Below are 19,222 nucleotides of genomic sequence, written 5' to 3'. Positions count from 1 at the left end.
CTGGCCGTATGGAGACGGGGAGCCCGGAAAACTCGGTGCACACGGGCAGCACGGGGACCAACGGGGACGAGCCGGTGTGGACCGGACTGCCGCCAGGGCTGTTGCGCATGCGACGGATGCTGCTGGTGGTGTGGCTGGGACTGCTGGCCGCGGGCCTGGCGGTGCTGCTCGGCCTCGTCGTCGGACCCGCCTGGACCGCCTTCGCGCTGCTGCCCCTCGCGGCGATGGTCTGGGGCTGGGTGATGCTGGGCCGCAACTGGCGCTCCTGGCGCTATGCCGAGCGCGCCGACGACCTGCTCATCAGCCGGGGTGTGCTGTGGCGCGAGGAGACCGTCGTGCCGTACGGGCGCATGCAGCTCGTCGAGGTCACCTCCGGGCCCGTCGAGCGGCACTTCGGGCTGGCCAGCGTGCAACTGCACACGGCCGCCGCGGCGACCGACGCGACCATCCCCGGCCTCGACCCGGCCGAGGCGGAACGGTTGCGCGACCGGCTCACCGAGCTGGGCGAGGCCCGATCGGCGGGGCTGTGACGGCGCCGGGCGTCGACGACGACGTACGCGAGAAGCCGCCCGTCACCGAGCGGCGGCTGCATCCCGTGACCCCGCTCCGGCGGGCGTGGGCGCCGGTCGCCGTACTCATCGGGTGGGCGGTGCACGACCCCGACCAGACGCAGCGCCAGCTGACCCGGCTGACGACGACCACCCTGCTGATCGCGGTAGCCGTCATCCTTCCGGCAGCCGCCCTCTACGGCTTCCTCACCTGGTGGTTCACGCACTTCGCGGTGACCACCACCGAACTGCGCATCCGCACCGGGCTGGTGTTCCGGCGCACCGCGCACATCCGGCTCGAACGGATCCAGGCCATCGACGTCACCCAGCCGCTCCTCGCGCGCGTGGCGGGCGTCGCCAAGCTCAAACTCGATGTCGTCGGCACGGACAAGAAGGACGAGCTCGCCTTCCTGGGCGCGGGCGAGGCGCGTGCGCTCCGCGCGGAACTCCTCGCACGCGCCGCCGGATTCGCGCCCGAGACGGCGCATGAAGTCGGTGAAGCGCCGGCGCGCGAGCTGCTGCGCGTGCCCCCGGGCGTGCTCGCCGGCTCACTCGTGCTGACGGGCGCCACCTGGGGCACGCTGGCCGCCGCACTCGTCGTACCGCCGGTGCTGTGGCTGGCCACCCACAGCGTGTGGACGGTCCTGGCCACCGCCGTGCCGCTGCTCGGCGCTGCGGGCGCGAGCAGCGTGGGCCGGTTCGTCGCCGAGTACGACTGGACGGTGGCCGACTCCCCCGACGGGCTGCGCATCGACCGCGGGCTGCTGGACCGCGTCCACGAGACGGTGCCGCCGGGGCGGGTGCAGACCGTGCGCCTCGTCCGGCCCCTGCTGTGGCGGCGGCGCGGGTGGGTGCGGGTCGAGCTGGACGTCGCCGGCTCGTCCAACTCCGTCCTGGTGCCGGTCGCGCCGCGCGAGATCGCCGAGGCGGTCGTCGCGCGCGTGCTGCCCGGCGTGACCGTGCCCCCGGACGCGGCGCTCTCCCGGCCGCCACGGCGCGCGAGGTGGCGCGTGCCCCTGTGGTGGCGGGGTTACGGCCTTGCCGTCACCGACGGGGTGTTCGCCGCGCACGAGGGGCTGCTGAGCCGCAGTCTGGCGCTGGTGCCGCACGCGAAGGTGCAGAGCGTACGGCTCGCACAGGGCCCCTGGCAGCGGCGTCTGGGCCTCGCCCACGTGCATGTGGACACGGGCGCCAACAAGACCGTGACAGCACGGCTCAGGGCCGTTGAGGAGGCCGCGGAGCTGTTGCGGAGTCAGGCGGAGAGGTCACACACGGGGCGGCGGGACGCACGGCCCGACCGGTGGATGGCGTAGCACCGCCGGCCCCGCTCGCCGGGCTTCAGGAAACCGCGCTGCGCAGGCCCTGTACGTCGATCTGCTCGGTCTCGTCGTGAGCCGTCAGGTCGATCACCTGGCCGATGCCGCGGGACTCCTCGTCCGCCGGCTTGAACTGGGCCTCCGCCTCGGCCTTGTGGAGCGCGAGCGCCTCCTGGCCGACGACGTCGGCGAGGTCCTCGTTCTGCACGTCCTCCAGAGCGGAGGAGGGCTCCCCCTGCTTCGTACCGAAGAAGTCGAAGCCGCCCTCGACCATCGGGCGCCGCGCGGGCGCCGACGGGACGACGGCCACCGCCGTCGGGGCGACGAAGTGCCCGGTGGGCTGCTGGGCGGGCAGGGCCGGCCTGTTCGTGGTGGCGGCGGCCGCGCGCGTGTGCTCCTGCCCGTCGACCGCCTCGGGCTTCCCCTGCGCCTCGTCCTCCTGCGCGGCTGAACCGGCCGTCACGGCCTCGTCGTTCGAGGAGCCGCCGCTCTGCGCCGGGATGCTGTTCTGCGCGGGGGCATCGGACTGCGCGGAGGCATCGGACTGCGCCGGGCCGTCGTTCCGCGTGGGTGCAGAAGCCGTCGGCGCGTCGCCGTCCGCCTTGGGGGCGTCCTCGCCGTCGAACCGCGAAAGCGCCGCCCGCGCGCGCAGGAAGAGCTGGGAGCCCTCCGGCGAGAAGATCGCCGGGGCGCTCGCTTCCTCCGCCGCGACCTCGGCCTCGGTGTCGCCCTCGGTCTCCGCCTCGGCCCGGGCTGCCACGGCCCCTGCCTTCTCCGGCTCCTGCTCGTCCACGGGCGCCGGCGCGGGCGGCAGCGCGCGCGACGGCACCGTTGCCTCTATCTCCAGCAGCCGGCGGCCCTCCAGGGCGCTCGCGCGCTCGGTCTCCGCCGTGGCGTACCGCCGCAGCAGCGCCGCGTGTTCGTTGCGCAGGCCCGCGAGTTCCGAGCGCTTGGCCCGCAGCCGCTGCTCCAGCTTGCCGCGCAGCTCGCGCGACTCCTCCAGGTCGGTCTCCAGCTCGGCGACCCGCTCCTCGTGACGCCACTCGTCGCTCGCACGCGCACGCGTGAGGTCGGCGACCTGCTTGCCCGCCTGCGCGTCCCAGCGGCGCATGACGACCGCGCCCATGACCGCCGTCGCCGCGGCAGCCGCGGCCAGTCCGCGGAGCACCATGGCCTCCGAGAACACCCAGGGGCCGACGGCGCAGACGAGCGAGACGCCGGCGATCGCCGAGGGGGGCAGCAGCCTGTGCAGGGGCGGGGAATGGCGGTGACGTCCACGTGGCATGGCCAGAAACTTACCGCGCGTAGGCGAATCTTGGTGGCCCGCCCCGTAAAAACACAGCCATCCCGCAGCCTTCACGAGTCATCAGGAATCAGAAGCGCTCCGGAATAGGACCACGCCCGCAAAGAACAAGATCATTTCCGGCTGTCGGCCCCGTCCGGCAATCGGTCCGGAACTCGTCGATCCGGCTGCTGCTGACGACCAGTGACGTTTCCGCCCCGCTCTTGCCCGGGACTTTCCCCGGCCTTTGAACCGGCTTTGACGAGGTGAGTGAACCTCGCTCCCCAAGACGCCGTCCTAGAGGGCGCAATGTCGCCGGATGCCCGAATCGGCACCGGATCCAAGGTCTCTCGCAGAACTACGGGATGCGATGTCTGTCAGGACGGATGAGGAAGTGCCGGGCGCAATCCCGCAGCTGTCGGGCCGGGCACGCCGATTGTTGCGCGGCCCGCGCCCCGAGGCCGCCCCCCTTCTCATCGGCAGGGCCTGTGCCCTCGTAGGCCTTCTGGACATCGCCGTGGGCGTCTTCCCGCACTTCCGGCACACGCGTGTGCACACCCTCGCCGAGGTGCTGCCGGGCGCGCTCGGCCCGCTCGCGGCCGCGCTCTCGCTCAGCACCGGCGTGCTGTTACTGCTGCTCGCGCCCGGCCTCAAGCAGGGCAAGCGCCGGGCGTGGCGGGCCGCGGTGGCACTGCTCCCGGCCGGCGCCGTGGCCCAGTTCGCCTACCGGCACTCCCTGCTGGGCGCCCTCGTCCCGCTCGTCCTGCTGGCGACCGTGCTGCGCCACCGCGACCGGTTCGCGGCCCTGCCCGACCCGAGCAGCCGGTGGCGGGCGCTGGCCAACTTCGTCCTCATGGGCGCCGGTTCCCTTGCCCTCGGACTCGTCATCGTCAGCGCCCACCCGGGGAGCCTGATCGGCAACCCGAGCCTGGCCGAGCGCATCACCCACGTTCTGTACGGCCTGTTCGGCTTCGAGGGCCCCGTCGCCTACCAGGGCACCGCGACGTGGACCGTCGCCTTCTCCCTGGGCGCCCTCGGCCTGCTCACCGCCGTCACCACGATCTACCTCGCCTTCCGTCCCGAACACCCGGCCGCGCGCCTCACGCAGGAGGACGAGGCCCGCCTGAGGGCCCTCCTGGAGAAGCACGGCGGACGCGACTCCGCCGACCACTTCGCGCTGCGCCGCGACAAGGCCGTCGTCTTCTCCCCCAGTGGCAAGGCGGCGGTGACCTACCGCGTCGTCTCCGGTGTGATGCTCGCCGGCGGCGACCCGATCGGCGACATGGAGGCCTGGCCGGGCGCGATCGAGCGCTTCATGGACGAGGCCCGCGCCCACTCGTGGACCCCGGCCGTCATGGGCTGCTCGGAGACGGGCGGTGCGGTGTGGACCCGCGAGACCGGCCTGGACGCCCTCGAACTCGGCGACGAGGCGGTGGTGGACGTCGCGGATTTCTCGCTCACCGGCCGCTCGATGCGCACCGTGCGCCACATGGTCACGCGCATCGAGCGAGCCGGTTACGCGACCCGGGTACGACACGTCCGTGACCTCGGCCGGGCCGAACCGGACCGCATCCGCCGCGCCACCGACACCGGACGTGGCTCCTCCGTGGCACTGGGCCACCGCGCTCGCGGCGCACGCTTCGTCGACGTGGCCCTGCCCCACTCCCCGCGCCACCGCACCGCTCGCGCGCACCCCTGCGCCCGCACCAGGAAGGAACACAACGTCCGCGCGGCATGACCCCCCGGACAGGCCCGGACGGAAGCTCCCCCGCTCCCCCACGTCCCCAGGGGCTTCCGTCCGGGCCGCACGACCGAACCGCCCCTCCCGGGGCCTACGCTGAACGTATGAGCAAGCAGAGCGGACGCGCGCGCGTGGCAGGACTTCCGGAATGGGACCGCTGCGCGGTCATGGGAGTCGTGAACGTGACCCCGGACTCCTTCTCCGACGGCGGCCGCTGGTTCGACACGACGGCCGCCGTCAAGCACGGCCTCGCCCTGGTCGCCGAGGGCGCGGACCTGGTGGACGTCGGTGGCGAGTCCACCCGCCCCGGCGCCACCCGCGTCGACGAGGCCGAGGAGCTCAAGCGCGTCATCCCGGTCGTCCGCGGTCTCGCCTCCGAGGGCGTCACGATCTCCGTCGACACCATGCGCGCCTCCGTCGCCGAACAGTCCCTCGCGGCCGGCGCCGCCCTTGTCAACGACGTCAGCGGCGGCCTCGCCGACCCCGCGATGATCCCGGTCGTCGCGGACGCCGGCGCCCCCTTCGTCGTCATGCACTGGCGCGGCTTCCTCGAAGGCGGCAACGTCAAGGGCGTCTACGACGACGTCGTCACCGAGGTCGTCGACGAACTGCACGCGCGCGTGGAGGCCGTTCTGGCGGGCGGCATCGCCCCCGACCGCATCGTCGTGGACCCCGGCCTCGGCTTCTCCAAGGACGCCGAGCACGACCTCGTCCTCCTCGCCCACCTCGACCGGCTGCTCGCTCTCGGCCACCCGCTGCTCGTCGCCGCCTCCCGCAAGCGGTTCCTCGGCCGTGTGCTGGCCGGCCCGGAGGGCGCGCCGCCGCCCGCGCGCGAGCGCGACGCCGCAACGGCCGCCGTGTCCGCGCTCGCGGCGCACGCCGGCGCATGGGCAGTGCGCGTGCACGAGGTGCACGCGACGGCGGACGCGGTACGCGTTGCGCGCGCCGTAGAAGGGGCGCGCGACATCCACCGAGCGCCGGGCTCGCACTCCTCCGAAGGAGCCCGGTGAGCGCCCCCCACACCGACGTCGAGCAGGTAGAAGCCGCCAACACCGCCTTCTACGAGGCACTGGAACGCGGCGACTTCGAGGAGGTGTCCTCCCTCTGGCTCACCCCCTCCGACCTCGGCGTCGACGAGACCTACCACGACCCCGCCGACTCCGGAGTGATCTCCTGTGTGCACCCCGGCTGGCCGGTGCTCACCGGCCGCGGCGAGGTCCTGAGGTCGTACGCGCTGATCATGGCGAACACCGACTACATCCAGTTCTTCCTCACCGACGTGCACGTGTCCGTCACCGGCGACACCGCGCTGGTGACCTGCACCGAGAACATCCTCAGCGGCGGTCCCGCACCCGAGGGCGGCGAGGAGCTGGGCCCGCTCGTCGGCCAGCTGGTCGTCGCCACCAATGTCTTCCGTCGCACCCCGGCAGGCTGGAAACTCTGGTCCCACCACGCCTCGCCCGTTCTGGCCGAAACCGACGAGGAAGAAGGCGACGACACACCCTCCTGAGTGGGTAGGCGCCCCTTGGGCCACACCGCGGATCCGCCCACAGGGACCAAGAAGTGGTTGGAATCACGCACCCCTGGGTAGGGGCGGCTACCAACCCGTGAGCCGCCGGGTTCCCCAGGGGAAACACACGGTGAAACCTCCCGGGCCCGTCGGGGGCCCGTGCCCCCGTGGCCCGGCCCTGTCAGTGCCCGCAGGTAGATTCGTCCGAGGCCGGTGTGCCGCCCGCACGCGGCACGGACCGGCCGCTACCGACGATTGCAGGAGTGATTCGCGTGGATCGTGTCGCGCTGAGCGGCCTGAAGGCCCGCGGGTACCACGGTGTGTTCCCCAAGGAGCGCGAGGAGGGCCAGACCTTCATCGTGGACCTCGTCCTGGGCCTGGACACCCGACCGGCCGCCGCCGACGACGACCTGACGAAGACCGTGCACTACGGCATCGTGGCCGAGGAGGTCGTGGCCGTCGTCGAGGGCGAGCCCGTCAACCTCATCGAAACCCTCGCCGAGCGCATCGCCCAGGCCTGTCTCAAGCACGAGGGGGTCCAGGAGGTCGAGGTCCGCGTCCACAAACCCGACGCGCCGATCACGGTCCCCTTCGACGACGTGACCGTCACCATCACCCGGAGCCGAGTATGACCGCGTCCTTCACGCAGGGTCCCAGCGACCCGACCGTCCAGCCGGTACCCGCCTCCGTCGTCGAGAAGGTCGACGCCGCCGACACCACCCTGCACAACCCGCAGCGGGCCGTGATCTCCCTCGGCTCCAACCTCGGCAACCGCCTGGAGACACTCCAGGGCGCCATCGACGCCCTGGAGGACACCCCCGGCGTCCGCATCAAGGGCGTCTCCCCCGTCTACGAGACGGAGCCGTGGGGAGTGGAGCCCGGCAGCCAGCCCTCGTACTTCAACGCGGTCGTCGTCCTGAAGACCACGCTCCCCCCGTCCTCCCTGCTGGAGCGGGCACATGCGGTCGAGGAAGCCTTCCACCGCGTCCGCGACGAGCGCTGGGGCCCGCGCACCCTCGACGTCGACATCGTCGCCTACGCCGATGTCGTCTCCGACGACCCGGTCCTCACCCTTCCCCACCCGCGCGCCCACGAGCGGGCCTTCGTCCTCGCCCCCTGGCACGACCTGGAGCCCGAGGCCCAGCTGCCCGGCCGCGGCGCGGTCGCCGACCTTCTCGGCACCGTCACCCAGGAGGGTGTGTCGGCCCGCCAGGACCTGGAACTCCGACTGCCCGAGTAGTCGTTAAGGTCAAGAAGATCGCCCACAGTCCGTGGAGATCCGGGGGAGCTGAAGGGACACCGTGAGAGAGCTGCGTATCAGGGTGCTGGCCGGCGTCTTCGTCGTGGCCGGCGTCCTGTCCTGGGCGGGCGCCCGCCTCTGGAACTCGATCGGGACCCTGCCGAGCGTCCCCCTGGCCGCCCCCATCGTCCTCGCGCTGATCGCCGCGGTTCTGCTGGCCACGGCGCTCTCGATCCGCTCCCGCCTCAAGGCCCAGCGCGAGCGCCGCCCCGGCGCCAAGGGCGTCGACCCCCTGATGGCCGCCCGCGCGGTCGTGTTCGGCCAGGCCAGCGCCCTGGTCGCCGCCCTCGTCTCCGGCATGTACGGCGGCACGGGCGTCTTCCTGCTGGAGGTCCTCGACATCCCCGCCCGCCGCGACCAGGCCATCTACGCCGGCTTCTCGGTCGTCGCGGGCATCGCCGTCATAGCGGCGGCCATCTTCCTGGAGCGCGTGTGCAAGCTCCCGGAGGACGACGAGCACAACGGGGCGGGGGCGGCACCGGCCGCATGACGGCCGGGCGGCGTCAGCGCGCCATGATCAGGCTCATCGCCTCGTTGCGCGTGGCCGCGTCCCGCAGCTGTCCGCGCACCGCCGAGGTGATGGTCTTCGCGCCGGGCTTGCGGATGCCGCGCATCGACATGCACATGTGCTCGCACTCCACGACGACGATCACCCCACGCGGCTCCAGGATCTCCATCAGGGAGTCCGCTATCTGCGTGGTGAGTCGTTCCTGCACCTGAGGGCGGCGGGCGTAGACATCGACGAGCCGGGCCAGCTTGGACAGCCCGGTGATCTTCCCGGAGGTCGCCGGGATGTACCCGACGTGCGCCACGCCCCGGAACGGCACCAGATGGTGCTCACACGTGCTGTAGACCTCGATGTCCTTCACGAGCACCATCTCGTCGTGCCCGAGGTCGAACGTCGTCGTCAGCACATCCTCGGGCTTCTGCCACAGGCCCGCGAATATCTCCTTGTACGCCCTGGCAACCCGCCCGGGCGTCTCCTTCAGGCCCTCACGGTCCGGGTCCTCGCCGACCGCGATCAGCAGTTCGCGTACGGCGTTCTCGGCGCGCTTCTCGTCGAACTCGCCGATGCGGCCCTCGCCGTCCAGCGTCACGGGGTCGGTCATGTGTGGTGCCTCGTTCCTGTGCGGGTGGCGCGTGTGGGTCACGCGTCTGAACTGCGGACATACGACGATGCCGCGCCCCCCAGGCTAAAACCAGGGGGACGCGGCATCCATTCCGGGCCCGGTGAGGTCACCGGGAACCGGGTGTCAGCTCTCCGGACGCTCCTCGGGAGCGGGCTCCGTCACCGGGGCGTGCTCGGCGGCCGTCGACTTGGCGGTGGTGATCGCCGGCGTCGCGCCGTTGGCGCCGTTCGTCAGTGCGAGCTCCTTCGGGGAGAGCACCGGCGGACGGGTGGACGGCGTACGGCGGGAGGAGCCGGTCCAGGCCGGACGCGGCGGACGCTTGACGATCGGGGCGAAGACCTCGGCGATCTCCTCCTTGCCCAGCGTCTCCTTCTCCAGCAGCGCGAGAACGAGGTTGTCGAGGACGTCGCGGTTCTCGACCAGGATCTCCCAGGCCTCGTTGTGCGCGTTCTCGATGAGCTTCTTGACCTCTTCGTCGACCAGCGCGGCGACCTCTTCCGAGTAGTCGCGCTGGTGAGCCATCTCACGTCCGAGGAACGGCTCGGTGTTGTCGCCGCCGAACTTGATGGCGCCGAGACGCTCGGTCATGCCGTACTGCGTGACCATCGCGCGGGCCGTTGCCGTGGCCTTCTCGATGTCGTTCGCGGCGCCCGTGGTCGGGTCGTGGAAGACCAGTTCCTCGGCCGCGCGGCCGCCCAGCATGTAGGCGAGCTGGTCGAGCATCTCGTTGCGCGTGGTCGAGTACTTGTCCTCGTCCGGGAGCACCATCGTGTAGCCGAGGGCGCGGCCTCGGGACAGGATCGTGATCTTGTGGACGGGGTCGGAGTTCGGGGAGGCCGCCGCGACCAGGGCGTGACCGCCCTCGTGGTACGCGGTGATCTTCTTTTCCTTGTCCGACATGATCCGGGTCCGCTTCTGCGGGCCCGCCACGACGCGGTCGATGGCCTCGTCGAGCATCTGGTTGTCGATGAGCTTCTTGTCCGAGCGGGCCGTGAGCAGCGCCGCCTCGTTCAGCACGTTCGACAGGTCGGCGCCGGTGAAGCCCGGCGTACGGCGGGCGACGGCCGACAGGTCGACGTCCGGGGCGACCGGCTTGCCCTTCTGGTGGACCTTGAGGATCTCCAGACGGCCCTGCATGTCCGGGCGGTCGACCGCGATCTGGCGGTCGAAGCGGCCGGGGCGCAGGAGGGCCGGGTCGAGGATGTCGGGCCGGTTCGTGGCGGCGATCAGGATGACGCCGCCCTTCACGTCGAAGCCGTCCATCTCGACGAGCAGCTGGTTCAGGGTCTGCTCGCGCTCGTCGTGACCGCCGCCGAGGCCGGCGCCGCGGTGGCGGCCGACCGCGTCGATCTCGTCGACGAAGACGATGGCCGGGGCGTTCGCCTTGGCCTGCTCGAACAGGTCACGGACTCGGGAGGCACCGACACCGACGAACATCTCGACGAAGTCGGAACCGGAGATCGAGTAGAACGGCACGCCGGCCTCGCCCGCGACGGCACGCGCGAGCAGGGTCTTGCCGGTGCCGGGAGGGCCGTACAGCAGTACGCCCTTGGGGATCTTGGCGCCGACGGCCTGGAACTTCGCCGGTTCCTGCAGGAACTCCTTGATCTCGTGGAGCTCCTCGACGGCCTCGTCCGAGCCGGCGACGTCCGCGAACGTCGTCTTCGGGGTGTCCTTGGTGATGAGCTTCGCCTTGGACTTCCCGAAGTTCATGACCCGGGAGCCGCCACCCTGCATCTGATTCATCAGGAACAGGAAGACGACCACGATGAGGACGAAGGGGAGCAGCGAGAGCAGGATGCTCACGAAGGCGTTCTGCTTGGTCGGAGAGACCGTGTACCCGTCCGGGATCTGCTTGTCCTGGTACTTGGTCTGCAGGGTGTTGGCGATGTTCACACCCTGGTCGCCGATGTAGCTCGCCTGGATCTTCGAGCTGCCCTCGATCTTTTCGCCGTCCTTGAGCTGGACCTTGATGGTCTGCTCGTCGCCGGTGGTCAGCTTGGCCGACTCGACCTTGTTGTCAGTGATCGCCTGGACGACCTGGCCGGTGTCCACCGTCTTGTAGCCGCCGGACGAGCCGACGACCTGCATCAACACGACCACGGCAAGGACGGCCAGCACGATCCACATGACCGGCCCACGGAAGTATCGCTTCACGTCCATCCATACGGAGCGGTGCCGCCCCGTCCCTCCTGCCATAGTGAGTTTGATAAGACAGTTCTTCTGACGGTACCCCAGCATTGTGGCCCGAAGCCGCACGGAGAAGCTCGGACGGCTGCATTCCCGTCTCTGCATGCTCCAACGGCGCGAACCGCGCTGGGGTTCCCGATCGTCCTACAAGCCTCGCCCTTGTGGCTCAGCCGCGGTGTCAGCCGCCGTAGACGTGGGGCGCGAGCGTACCGACGAACGGGAGGTTGCGGTACTTCTCGGCGTAGTCGAGGCCGTAGCCGACGACGAACTCGTTGGGGATGTCGAAGCCGACCCACTCGACGTCGATGGCGACCTTGGCGGCGTCCGGCTTGCGCAGCAGGGTGCACACCTTCAGCGACTCCGGCTCGCGCGAGCCGAGGTTCGACAGCAGCCAGGACAGCGTCAGGCCGGAGTCGATGATGTCCTCGACGATCAGGACGTGCTTGCCCTTGATGTCGGTGTCGAGGTCCTTGAGGATCCGCACCACACCGGAGGACTGGGTGCCCGCGCCGTAGGAGGACACGGCCATCCAGTCCATGGTGACGGGGGTGGACAGCGCCCGCGCGAGGTCGGCCATGACCATCACCGCGCCCTTGAGGACACCGACGATCAGCAGGTCCTTGCCCGCGTACTCCGCGTCGATCTTCGCCGCCAGCTCCGCCAGCTTCGCGTCGATCTCTTCCTTGGTGATGAGCACCTGCTTGAGGTCGGCACCCATGTCTTTCGCGTCCACCCGCATCACTTTCGGTCGTCCCACCGGCTGCCCGCCCCCGAGGAGGGGGTAAGGATTCAGCCTTGCCGAATCACCAGTCTGCCACCCTGGCGCTGAGCCACGACTTTGCCAGGGAGATTGATGACCCCCTGGCCGCGCCAGCCGGTGATCAGGCGGTCGACTTCTTCGATGTGGCGGGCGAACAGCGAGCCGGCCGGGGCGCCTGCCTCGATGGCGGCGCGGCGCAGGATCCGGCGGCGTACGGCGGGCGGCAGGGCATAGAGCTTGGCGCACTCCAGCAGGCCGGCGGCGTCGCGGACGGAGGTCTCGGCCTGGCTGGCCCAGGCGTCGAGGGCGTCGGCGTCGTCCCGGGAGAGCTGGGCCGTACGGGCGAGAGCCTCGACGACGCCCTTGCCGAGCGCCTTCTCCAGGGCGGGCAGGCCCTCGTGGCGCAGCCGGGACCGGGTGTAGGCGGGGTCGGCGTTGTGGGGGTCGTCCCAGACGGGCAGGGACTGGACCATGCAGGCCCGGCGGGCGGTCTGCCGGTCGAGTTCGAGGAAGGGGCGGCGGTAACGGCCGTCGGCCCCCGAGACCGCGGCCATTCCGGACAGGGAGCGGGTGCCGGAGCCGCGGGCGAGACCGAGCAGGACGGTCTCGGCCTGGTCGTCGCGGGTGTGGCCGAGCAGGATCGCGACGGCGCCGTGGCGCTGGGCGGCGGCGTCGAGGGCGGCGTAGCGGGCGTCCCGGGCGGCGGCCTCGGGTCCGCCTTCGCGGCCGACGGTGACGGCGGCGGACTCGACGGGGTCCAGGCCGAGTTCGCGCAGGCGCAGGACGACTTCCTCCGCGCGCAGGTCGGAGCCGGGCTGGAGGCCGTGGTCGACGGTGACACCGCCGGCACGGATGCCGAGCTTGGGAGCCTCGAAGGCGAGGGCGGAGGCGAGGGCCATGGAGTCGGCGCCGCCGGAGCAGGCCACGAGCACGAGCGGAGACGGCGGGCGCTCGTGCGAGAGGCCGGTTGTGATGCGGTTGTGTTCGGTGAGGATGTCGTGGAGGACGCGGCGGACCGCCAGGCGTATCGCCGCGACCGCAGGATGGGGACCCATGTCCGGTTCCCTTCATGAAGTTGTCGGGGGGTGAGCCCGAGGTTCGGTCACTCAGAGTGTGTAGATGGTGACAGAACCGGGCCGTTCCCCGAGCATTGCACGCCTACCCATGGCTCACGGTCCCTCGGACGGGTGATTGGAGGGGCGTTCGCCTGCCGTCGGCCGGATTCGTTTCACGACCTTTCCCGAGGTTCACGACTCGCTCGTCGGGTTTCACGTCTCGGTCCTGCGGTGCACCCGTGCGATCCAGTCCGCCGGTTTGGCGATCTCCGCCTTGGTCGGGAGGGTGTTCGGGGAGGTCCACACGCGGTTGAAGCCGTCCATGCCGACCTGCTCGACGACCGCGCGCACGAACCGCTCGCCGTCCCGGTACTGCCGGAGCTTGGCGTCCAGACCGAGCAGCTTGCGCAGCGCCAAGTCCAGCCGGGAGGCCCCCTTGGCGCGGCGCTGCTGGAACTTCTCGCGGATCTCCGCGACGGACGGCACGACCGCCGGGCCGACCCCGTCCATGACGAAGTCGGCGTGACCCTCAAGGAGGGACATCACGGCGGTGAGCCGGCCGAGGATCTCCCGCTGGGCCGGGGTCTGCACGATCTCCACGAACGAGTGACCCCCGTCGTCCTCCTCGCCCTCGGGCCGACCGCCCGCGAGGGACTGGGCGGCCTCGCGAATGCGCTCCAGGACGGTCATGGGGTCGACGTCGGTCTCCGCCAAGAACGACTGGATTTCACCCTCAAGGTGGTCCCGCAGCCAGGGCACGGCCGTGAACTGCGTGCGGTGCGTCTCCTCGTGCAGGCACACCCAGAGGCGGAAGTCGTGGGGCTGTACGTCGAGTTCGCGCTCGACGTGCACGATGTTCGGCGCGACGAGCAGCAGCCGGCCGCCGCCGTTAGCACCGGCGGGGAGTTCGCGGGTGGCCGGGGCGAAGGTCTCGTACTGGCCAAGGACCCGCGAGGCCAGGAACGACAGCAGCATGCCGAGTTCGACACCGGTGACCTTGCCGCCGACGGCGCCGAGGACCGCGCCGCCGGGCGTGCTGCCGCGGCGCTCCTGCATCTTGTCGAGGAGCGGTTTGAGGATCTCCCTGAAGCCCGCGACATTGGCCCGCACCCAGCCGGGGCGGTCGACGACGAGGACCGGGGTGTCGTGGGTCTCCTCGGTGCCCAGACGAGTGAAGCCCCGGACGTGTTCCTCCGAGGCCTTGGCGTGCCGGCGCAGCTCCGCGACGACGGCGCGGGCCTCGTCGCGGCTGACCTCGGGTCCCGGCCGCATCAGCCGGGTCGCGGTCGCCACCGCGAGATTCCAGTCGACCATCCCAGGAGTTGCGGCACCACCGATGCTCGTCATGTGTCAACCGTACGTGAGCGTTCCCGCTTGGGGCAGGCCGCAAGGGCGGGCAAGGCCGAGGCGGGTGAACAGCCGTGCGGCTAGGCGCAGCCGCAGGCCGCCAGTGCCGTCGCCGTCCTGTCCAGCGCCGTCTGCGCCGCTCCCGGGTCCATCGTCTCGGAGGCCAGGAACGCGAAGGCCAGAAGATGGCCGTCCTGGTCCACGACCGTTCCCGCGAGGGCGTTCACGCCCGTGAGGGTGCCTGTCTTGGCTCGTACGATGCCGGCGGCGCCGTCGGTGTAACGGCTGGTCAGGGTGCCGGTGAAGCCGGCCACGGGCAGGCCTGTGAGGACCGGGCGGAGTTCGGGGTGGGACGGGTCGCCGGACGTGGCCAGCAGGGCCGTGAGCAGGCCGGTGGTGAGGCGGTCGTCGCGGTTGAGGCCGCTGCCGTCCTTGAACTGGGCGCCGGCGACGGGCAGTCGGAGCTTCTTCAGCCGGTCGTGGATCGCGCGGCCGGCGCCGTCGAAGTCGGCGCGTTCGCCTGCGGCGACGGCGGTCTGGCGGGCGAGGGCCTCGGCGAGGTCGTTGTCGCTGTTGGTCAGCATGCGTTCGACCAGGGCCGACAGCGGGGGCGAGGAGACCGTGGCGAGGGTCTCGGCGCGACCGGTCGCCTTGGAGGGGCCCGGGGACGTCGTCGTGATGCCGTGGTCCTTCAGGAGGTCGGCGAACGTGCGGGCCGCGTCCGCCGCCGGGTCCGTCACGCGCGGGGCAGGGCCGCTGGTCGAGTCGTCGGTGCGGCCCTCGTCGGCCATCAGGGCGCTGACCGGGGCGAGGTTGTCGTTGACCCCGATCGGGTGGATCTCGTTACCCTCGTAGAGGGTCGTGTCGTAGGAGAGCGTCACCTTGGCGAGGCCCTCCTTCTTCAGCGCGGCGGCCGTGTCGGCGGCCAGGGTGTGCAGGCTGGCCCAGCCCTCGGCGTCCTTGCGGGCGGTGAGCGTGGGGTCGCCGCCGCCGACGAGGACGAGTTCCTTCGTGTCGGGTTCGAGGGCGGCGCGGGTGGTGAGGCGGTGGTCGGGGCCGAGAGCGGACAGGGCCGCGACGGCGGTGGCGATCTTCGTCGTGGAGGCGGGGATGAACGCCTCGTCGGCGCCCACCCCGTACAGGCGCTTGCCGGTGGTCACGTCGACGACGGCCGCGGTGCGGCGGGCGCCGAGCGCGGGGGCGTCCAGGAGGGGCGTCAGGACGTCGGTGAGGGCCTTTCCGGTCGGCGCCGTCCGTACGCTGTCGGCGGCGCCGCCGAGGCCGGTGAGGACGGATGCGGCGCTGGGGGCGGGCCGGGGCGCCCTGGACGTCGTAGCGGAACTACGACCGTGATCTGCGCCACCCGTGTGCCCCTGGGCGGCTGCCCGGTCCCTCTCGGCCGTACGCTGACCCGAGGAGTCCCAGGGGCCGGCGGCGGTCACCACGGAGGCGGCCAGTGCCAGCCCGGCAGTGGCGGCACCGGCGGTGTACTGCCAGGTCTTCGGCCTCGTGACCTGTGCTGTCATGGCTCGGCCGACCCGCGTGACCCGCGGTGCGGCGGCTGCCGCGGCCCGTGCGAGACGGGGGCGTACGGCGCTCGCGACCCGCGCCAGATGCGGTCTCGCGGCCCGCCACGGCCTCAGCTCCGGCACGACCACCAGCCCCTTTCGCGATCACACACCTGCGTGAGGGACACTTAATCACCAGAACTATGTGCTGATCATGGAGGAGCCACCGGTGGAGTTCGACGTCACGATCGAGATCCCGAAGGGTTCGCGGAACAAGTACGAGGTGGACCACGAGACCGGTCGGATCCGCCTGGACCGTCGACTCTTCACCTCGACCGCCTACCCGACCGACTACGGCTTCGTCGAGAACACCCTCGGCGAGGACGGCGACCCGCTGGACGCGCTCGTCATTCTGGACGAGCCGACGTTCCCGGGCTGCCTCATCAAGTGCCGCGCGATCGGCATGTTCCGTATGACGGACGAGGCCGGCGGCGACGACAAGCTGCTGTGCGTCCCGGCGACCGACCCGCGCGTGGAGCACCTGCGCGACATCCACCACGTGTCGGAGTTCGACCGCCTGGAGATCCAGCACTTCTTCGAGGTCTACAAGGACCTGGAGCCCGGCAAGTCCGTCGAGGGCGCCGACTGGGTCGGCCGCACCGAGGCCGAGGCCGAGATCGAGCGGTCCTACAAGCGCTTCAAGGACCAGGGCGGCCACTGAGCCTCCAGTCCACTGACGGGCCGCACGCACACGCGTGCGGCCCGTTTTGGTTTGTGTGCGCATACTGAGGCTTGGCCTTGAGGCGTCGTACAGGGAGCGCTGCGCAAAGTGACGGATGCGGAGGACCGCAAGCCGCAGTCGGACGAGGCTAGCGGCACGTTCGACCCCGAGATCACATCCGAGTTCGCCATTCCCGAGGGGCTCGCCGCGCCGAACACCGGTGGCGAGTCGGAGACGTCGTCCGAGTTCGCCCTCCCGGACGGGCTGGACGCACCCGCGGGGCCGGCCGCCGAGCCGGAGGGGTCGGCATTCAGTCCGCCGAGGACCTACCACGCCAAGGACGCGCCGCCCGCGTTCACGCCGGCGACGGGCATCCCCGCGGTCAGCCTGACCAAGAACGTGCCCTGGCAGGACCGGATGCGCACGATGCTGCGCATGCCGGTGGCCGAGCGGCCCGCGCCGGAGCGGATCCACAAGGCCGAGGAGGAGGGGCCCGCCGTCCCCCGCGTGCTCGACCTGACGCTGCGTATCGGCGAGTTGCTGCTGGCGGGCGGGGAGGGCGCCGAGGACGTCGAGGCGGCGATGTTCGCGGTCTGCCGGTCCTACGGCCTGGACCGCTGCGAGCCGAACGTCACCTTCACCCTGCTGTCGATCTCCTACCAGCCCTCACTGGTGGACGACCCGGTGACGGCGTCCCGGACGGTACGGCGGCGCGGCACCGACTACACGCGGCTCGCGGCCGTGTTCCGGCTGGTGGACGACCTCAGCGATCCGGAGACCCATATCTCCCTGGAGGAGGCCTACCGGCGGCTGGCGGAGATCCGCCGCAACCGGCACCCCTATCCGACCTGGGTGCTGACCTCGGCGAGCGGGCTGCTGGCGGGCGCGGCCTCGGTGCTGGTCGGTGGTGACGTGATCGTGTTCATCGCCGCCGCGCTCGGCGCGATGCTCGGCGACCGGCTGGCGTGGCTGTGCGCCGGACGCGGGCTGCCGGAGTTCTACCAGTTCATGGTGGCGGCGATGCCACCGGCCGCGATAGGCGTCGCGCTCACGCTCGCGGACGTGGACGTGAAGGCGTCCGCGGTCATCACCGGCGGGCTGTTCGCGCTGCTGCCGGGGCGGGCGCTGGTGGCGGGCGTGCAGGACGGCCTGACCGGCTTCTACATCACCGCCTCCGCGCGCCTGCTGGAGGTCATGTACTTCTTCGTGGGGATCGTCGCCGGGGTCCTGGTCGTCCTGTACTTCGGCGTGAACCTGGGCGCCAAGCTGAACCCGGACGCGGCCCTGAACATCTCCGAGCGGCCGCTGTGGCAGATCGGCGCGTCGATGCTGCTGTCGCTGACGTTCGCGGTGCTGCTGCAGCAGGAACGGTCCACCGTGCTGGCCGTGACATTGAACGGCGGTGTCGCCTGGTCGGTGTACGGCGCGCTGCACTACGTCGGCGAACTGTCGCCGGTTGCCTCCACGGCCATCGCGGCGGGGCTGGTGGGGCTGTTCGGGCAGCTGCTGTCGCGGTACCGGTTCGCGTCGGCGCTGCCGTACACCACCGCGGCGATCGGGCCGCTGCTGCCGGGGTCGGCCACGTATTTCGGGCTGCTGTCCATCGCCCAGAACGAGGTGGACAAGGGGTTGGTGTCGCTGGCCACGGCCGCCTCCTTGGCCATGGCCATCGCCATCGGGGTGAACCTGGGGTCGGAGATCTCGCGGCTGTTCCTGCGGGTTCCGGTCGGGGCCGGGGCGGGGCGCAGGGCCGCCAAGCGGACGCGGGGCTTCTGAGCCGCGTCGCCCACTGGCCCCGCACCCCTTGAGGGACGCTTCTAGTACCCCTGGTTGTAGGGATACTGCTCGTTCTGCTGGTTGCCGTACGGCTGCTGCTGGTTGCCGTAGGGCTGGGGGTACTGCTGCTGGGCGTAGTACTGGTTCTCGTACTGCTGGCCGTACTGCTGCGGGGGCTCCTCCGTCGGGTCGATGCGGCGGAGCTGGGTGGTGGCGTCGTCCATCATCTGGGGGTACGGCTGCTGCTGGGGCTGCACGGCCGGGGCCTCGGCCGCCGCGCGCTTCTTCTTGGAGCGCTCGCGGAGGTACTCGATGATGATCGGGACGACCGAGACGAAGACGATCAGGATGAGGATCGCCTCGACGTTGGTCTTGATGAAGTCGATCTGGCCGAGCCAGTAGCCGGAGAGGGTGACGCCGGTGCCCCAGGCGATGCCTCCGATGACGTTGTACGTCAGGAACGTGCGGTACTTCATGCGGCCGGCGCCCGCCACGATGGGGGCGAAGGTGCGCACGATCGGTACGAAGCGGGCCAGGACGATCGCCTTGGGGCCGTACTTCTCCATGAACTCGTGCGCCTTCTCCAGGTTCTCCTGTTTGAAGAGCTTGGAGTTCGGGCGGTTGAAGAGCTTCGGGCCGAAGAACTTGCCGATCATGTAGCCGACTTGGTCGCCGATGACGGCGGCCAGCACGATCAGGGTGCACACCAGCCACAGCGGCTGGCTGATGTAGTTCCCCTCGGCCACGAAGAGACCCGCCGTGAACAGCAGGGAGTCGCCGGGCAGGAAGGCGAAGAGGCCGGACTCGGCGAAGACGATCAGCAGGATGCCGGGCAGGCTGAAGGTCTCGATCAGGTAGTCCGGGCTGAGCCACTCGGGGCCGAGCGCAAGCGTGGTCACGGGATTGTGGCTCCTGCTGGTGGGGCGGGCGGGGGCTGGTGCTCAAACGTACCAACGCGGCACTGGTACCAACGCAGCACTGGACGCCCAGGTTCCATGGGCCTCCACAGGATGCCCTGTGGGCCTGCCCGGACCAAGC

The 19,222-nt window shown here is 71.0% G+C and carries 17 protein-coding genes and 1 pseudogene; 10 read left to right on the top strand and 8 right to left on the bottom strand.

The features are described from left to right. The first annotated feature begins 8 nt into the window (after window positions 1-8). Window positions 9-530 (top strand): PH domain-containing protein, encoded by a 522-nt coding sequence (locus tag AB0Q90_RS29010; RefSeq protein WP_363160972.1) that lies wholly within the window; start codon window positions 9-11, stop codon window positions 528-530. Next, window positions 527-1,861: a PH domain-containing protein gene (locus AB0Q90_RS29005; protein ID WP_363160973.1), complete on the top strand. Its 1,335-nt coding sequence runs from the start codon at window positions 527-529 to the stop codon at window positions 1,859-1,861. Before AB0Q90_RS29010 ends, AB0Q90_RS29005 begins: the two co-directional genes overlap by 4 nt. A 25-nt stretch (window positions 1,862-1,886) precedes the next feature. Here the strand turns inward: AB0Q90_RS29005 and AB0Q90_RS29000 are convergent, their stop codons facing one another. Further along, window positions 1,887-3,149 carry a hypothetical protein gene (locus AB0Q90_RS29000; protein ID WP_363160974.1) on the bottom strand — a complete coding sequence of 421 codons (1,263 nt, stop codon included), beginning with the start codon at window positions 3,147-3,149 and terminating at the stop codon, window positions 1,887-1,889. A 367-nt stretch (window positions 3,150-3,516) separates the two neighbouring features. Here AB0Q90_RS29000 and AB0Q90_RS28995 point away from each other — a divergent pair. The 6 genes and pseudogenes from AB0Q90_RS28995 to AB0Q90_RS28970 form a co-directional block, all read left to right on the top strand. Beyond that, a pseudogene (locus AB0Q90_RS28995) lies at window positions 3,517-4,764 on the top strand (phosphatidylglycerol lysyltransferase domain-containing protein); the annotation flags it as partial. A 227-nt stretch (window positions 4,765-4,991) separates the two neighbouring features. Further along, window positions 4,992-5,897 (top strand): dihydropteroate synthase, encoded by a 906-nt coding sequence (gene folP / locus AB0Q90_RS28990; RefSeq protein ID WP_363160975.1) that lies wholly within the window; start codon window positions 4,992-4,994, stop codon window positions 5,895-5,897. Further along, entirely contained in the window at window positions 5,894-6,397 is a 504-nt protein-coding gene (locus AB0Q90_RS28985) for a nuclear transport factor 2 family protein (RefSeq protein WP_363160976.1), read from the top strand. The genes folP and AB0Q90_RS28985 overlap by 4 nt, the downstream gene beginning before the upstream one ends. Window positions 6,398-6,669: 272 nt before the next feature. Then, entirely contained in the window at window positions 6,670-7,029 is a 360-nt protein-coding gene (gene folB, locus AB0Q90_RS28980) for a dihydroneopterin aldolase (protein ID WP_363160977.1), read from the top strand. Further along, window positions 7,026-7,637 (top strand): 2-amino-4-hydroxy-6-hydroxymethyldihydropteridine diphosphokinase, encoded by a 612-nt coding sequence (gene folK / locus AB0Q90_RS28975; RefSeq protein WP_363160978.1) that lies wholly within the window; start codon window positions 7,026-7,028, stop codon window positions 7,635-7,637. Before folB ends, folK begins: the two co-directional genes overlap by 4 nt. 61 nt (window positions 7,638-7,698) lie before the next feature. Next, complete coding sequence (locus tag AB0Q90_RS28970; RefSeq protein ID WP_363160979.1) at window positions 7,699-8,187, top strand: DUF3180 domain-containing protein; 489 nt, start codon at window positions 7,699-7,701, stop codon at window positions 8,185-8,187. 13 nt (window positions 8,188-8,200) lie between these two features. On the opposite strand, the gene folE is transcribed toward AB0Q90_RS28970, so the two are convergent. From folE to dacB, 6 genes are all read right to left on the bottom strand, one after another. Continuing rightward, complete coding sequence (gene folE, locus AB0Q90_RS28965) at window positions 8,201-8,806, bottom strand: GTP cyclohydrolase I FolE (protein WP_363160980.1); 606 nt, start codon at window positions 8,804-8,806, stop codon at window positions 8,201-8,203. Between the two features lie 144 nt (window positions 8,807-8,950). Further along, the gene (gene ftsH / locus AB0Q90_RS28960) at window positions 8,951-10,990 is read right to left on the bottom strand and encodes an ATP-dependent zinc metalloprotease FtsH (protein ID WP_363161170.1); all 2,040 of its coding nucleotides are present in this window, start codon (window positions 10,988-10,990) and stop codon (window positions 8,951-8,953) included. Window positions 10,991-11,195: 205 nt separating this feature from the next. Further along, window positions 11,196-11,756 (bottom strand): hypoxanthine phosphoribosyltransferase, encoded by a 561-nt coding sequence (hpt, locus tag AB0Q90_RS28955; RefSeq protein WP_067028163.1) that lies wholly within the window; start codon window positions 11,754-11,756, stop codon window positions 11,196-11,198. Window positions 11,757-11,806: 50 nt separating this feature from the next. Further along, entirely contained in the window at window positions 11,807-12,832 is a 1,026-nt protein-coding gene (tilS, locus tag AB0Q90_RS28950; protein ID WP_363160981.1) for a tRNA lysidine(34) synthetase TilS, read from the bottom strand. Between the two features lie 213 nt (window positions 12,833-13,045). Then, window positions 13,046-14,179 (bottom strand): zinc-dependent metalloprotease, encoded by a 1,134-nt coding sequence (locus AB0Q90_RS28945; protein ID WP_363160982.1) that lies wholly within the window; start codon window positions 14,177-14,179, stop codon window positions 13,046-13,048. A gap of 80 nt (window positions 14,180-14,259) precedes the next feature. Next, on the bottom strand, window positions 14,260-15,837 hold the full coding sequence (gene dacB, locus AB0Q90_RS28940; protein WP_363160983.1) for a D-alanyl-D-alanine carboxypeptidase/D-alanyl-D-alanine-endopeptidase: 1,578 nt from the start codon (window positions 15,835-15,837) through the stop codon (window positions 14,260-14,262). 79 nt (window positions 15,838-15,916) lie between these two features. On the opposite strand from dacB, the gene AB0Q90_RS28935 reads away from it, so the two are divergent. Next, complete coding sequence (locus tag AB0Q90_RS28935; protein WP_031487466.1) at window positions 15,917-16,408, top strand: inorganic diphosphatase; 492 nt, start codon at window positions 15,917-15,919, stop codon at window positions 16,406-16,408. A gap of 108 nt (window positions 16,409-16,516) precedes the next feature. Next, window positions 16,517-18,184 carry a threonine/serine exporter family protein gene (locus tag AB0Q90_RS28930; RefSeq protein WP_363160984.1) on the top strand — a complete coding sequence of 556 codons (1,668 nt, stop codon included), beginning with the start codon at window positions 16,517-16,519 and terminating at the stop codon, window positions 18,182-18,184. Between the two features lie 41 nt (window positions 18,185-18,225). Here the strand turns inward: AB0Q90_RS28930 and AB0Q90_RS28925 are convergent, their stop codons facing one another. Next, window positions 18,226-19,083, bottom strand: a complete 858-nt coding sequence (locus tag AB0Q90_RS28925) for a VTT domain-containing protein (RefSeq protein ID WP_363160985.1) — start codon at window positions 19,081-19,083, stop codon at window positions 18,226-18,228. Window positions 19,084-19,222 lie beyond the last annotated feature (139 nt).

Source organism: Streptomyces sp. NPDC079141, from assembly GCF_040686775.1.
GTDB lineage: Bacteria > Actinomycetota > Actinomycetes > Streptomycetales > Streptomycetaceae > Streptomyces.
This window is presented reverse-complemented; position numbering and strand designations above follow the sequence as displayed.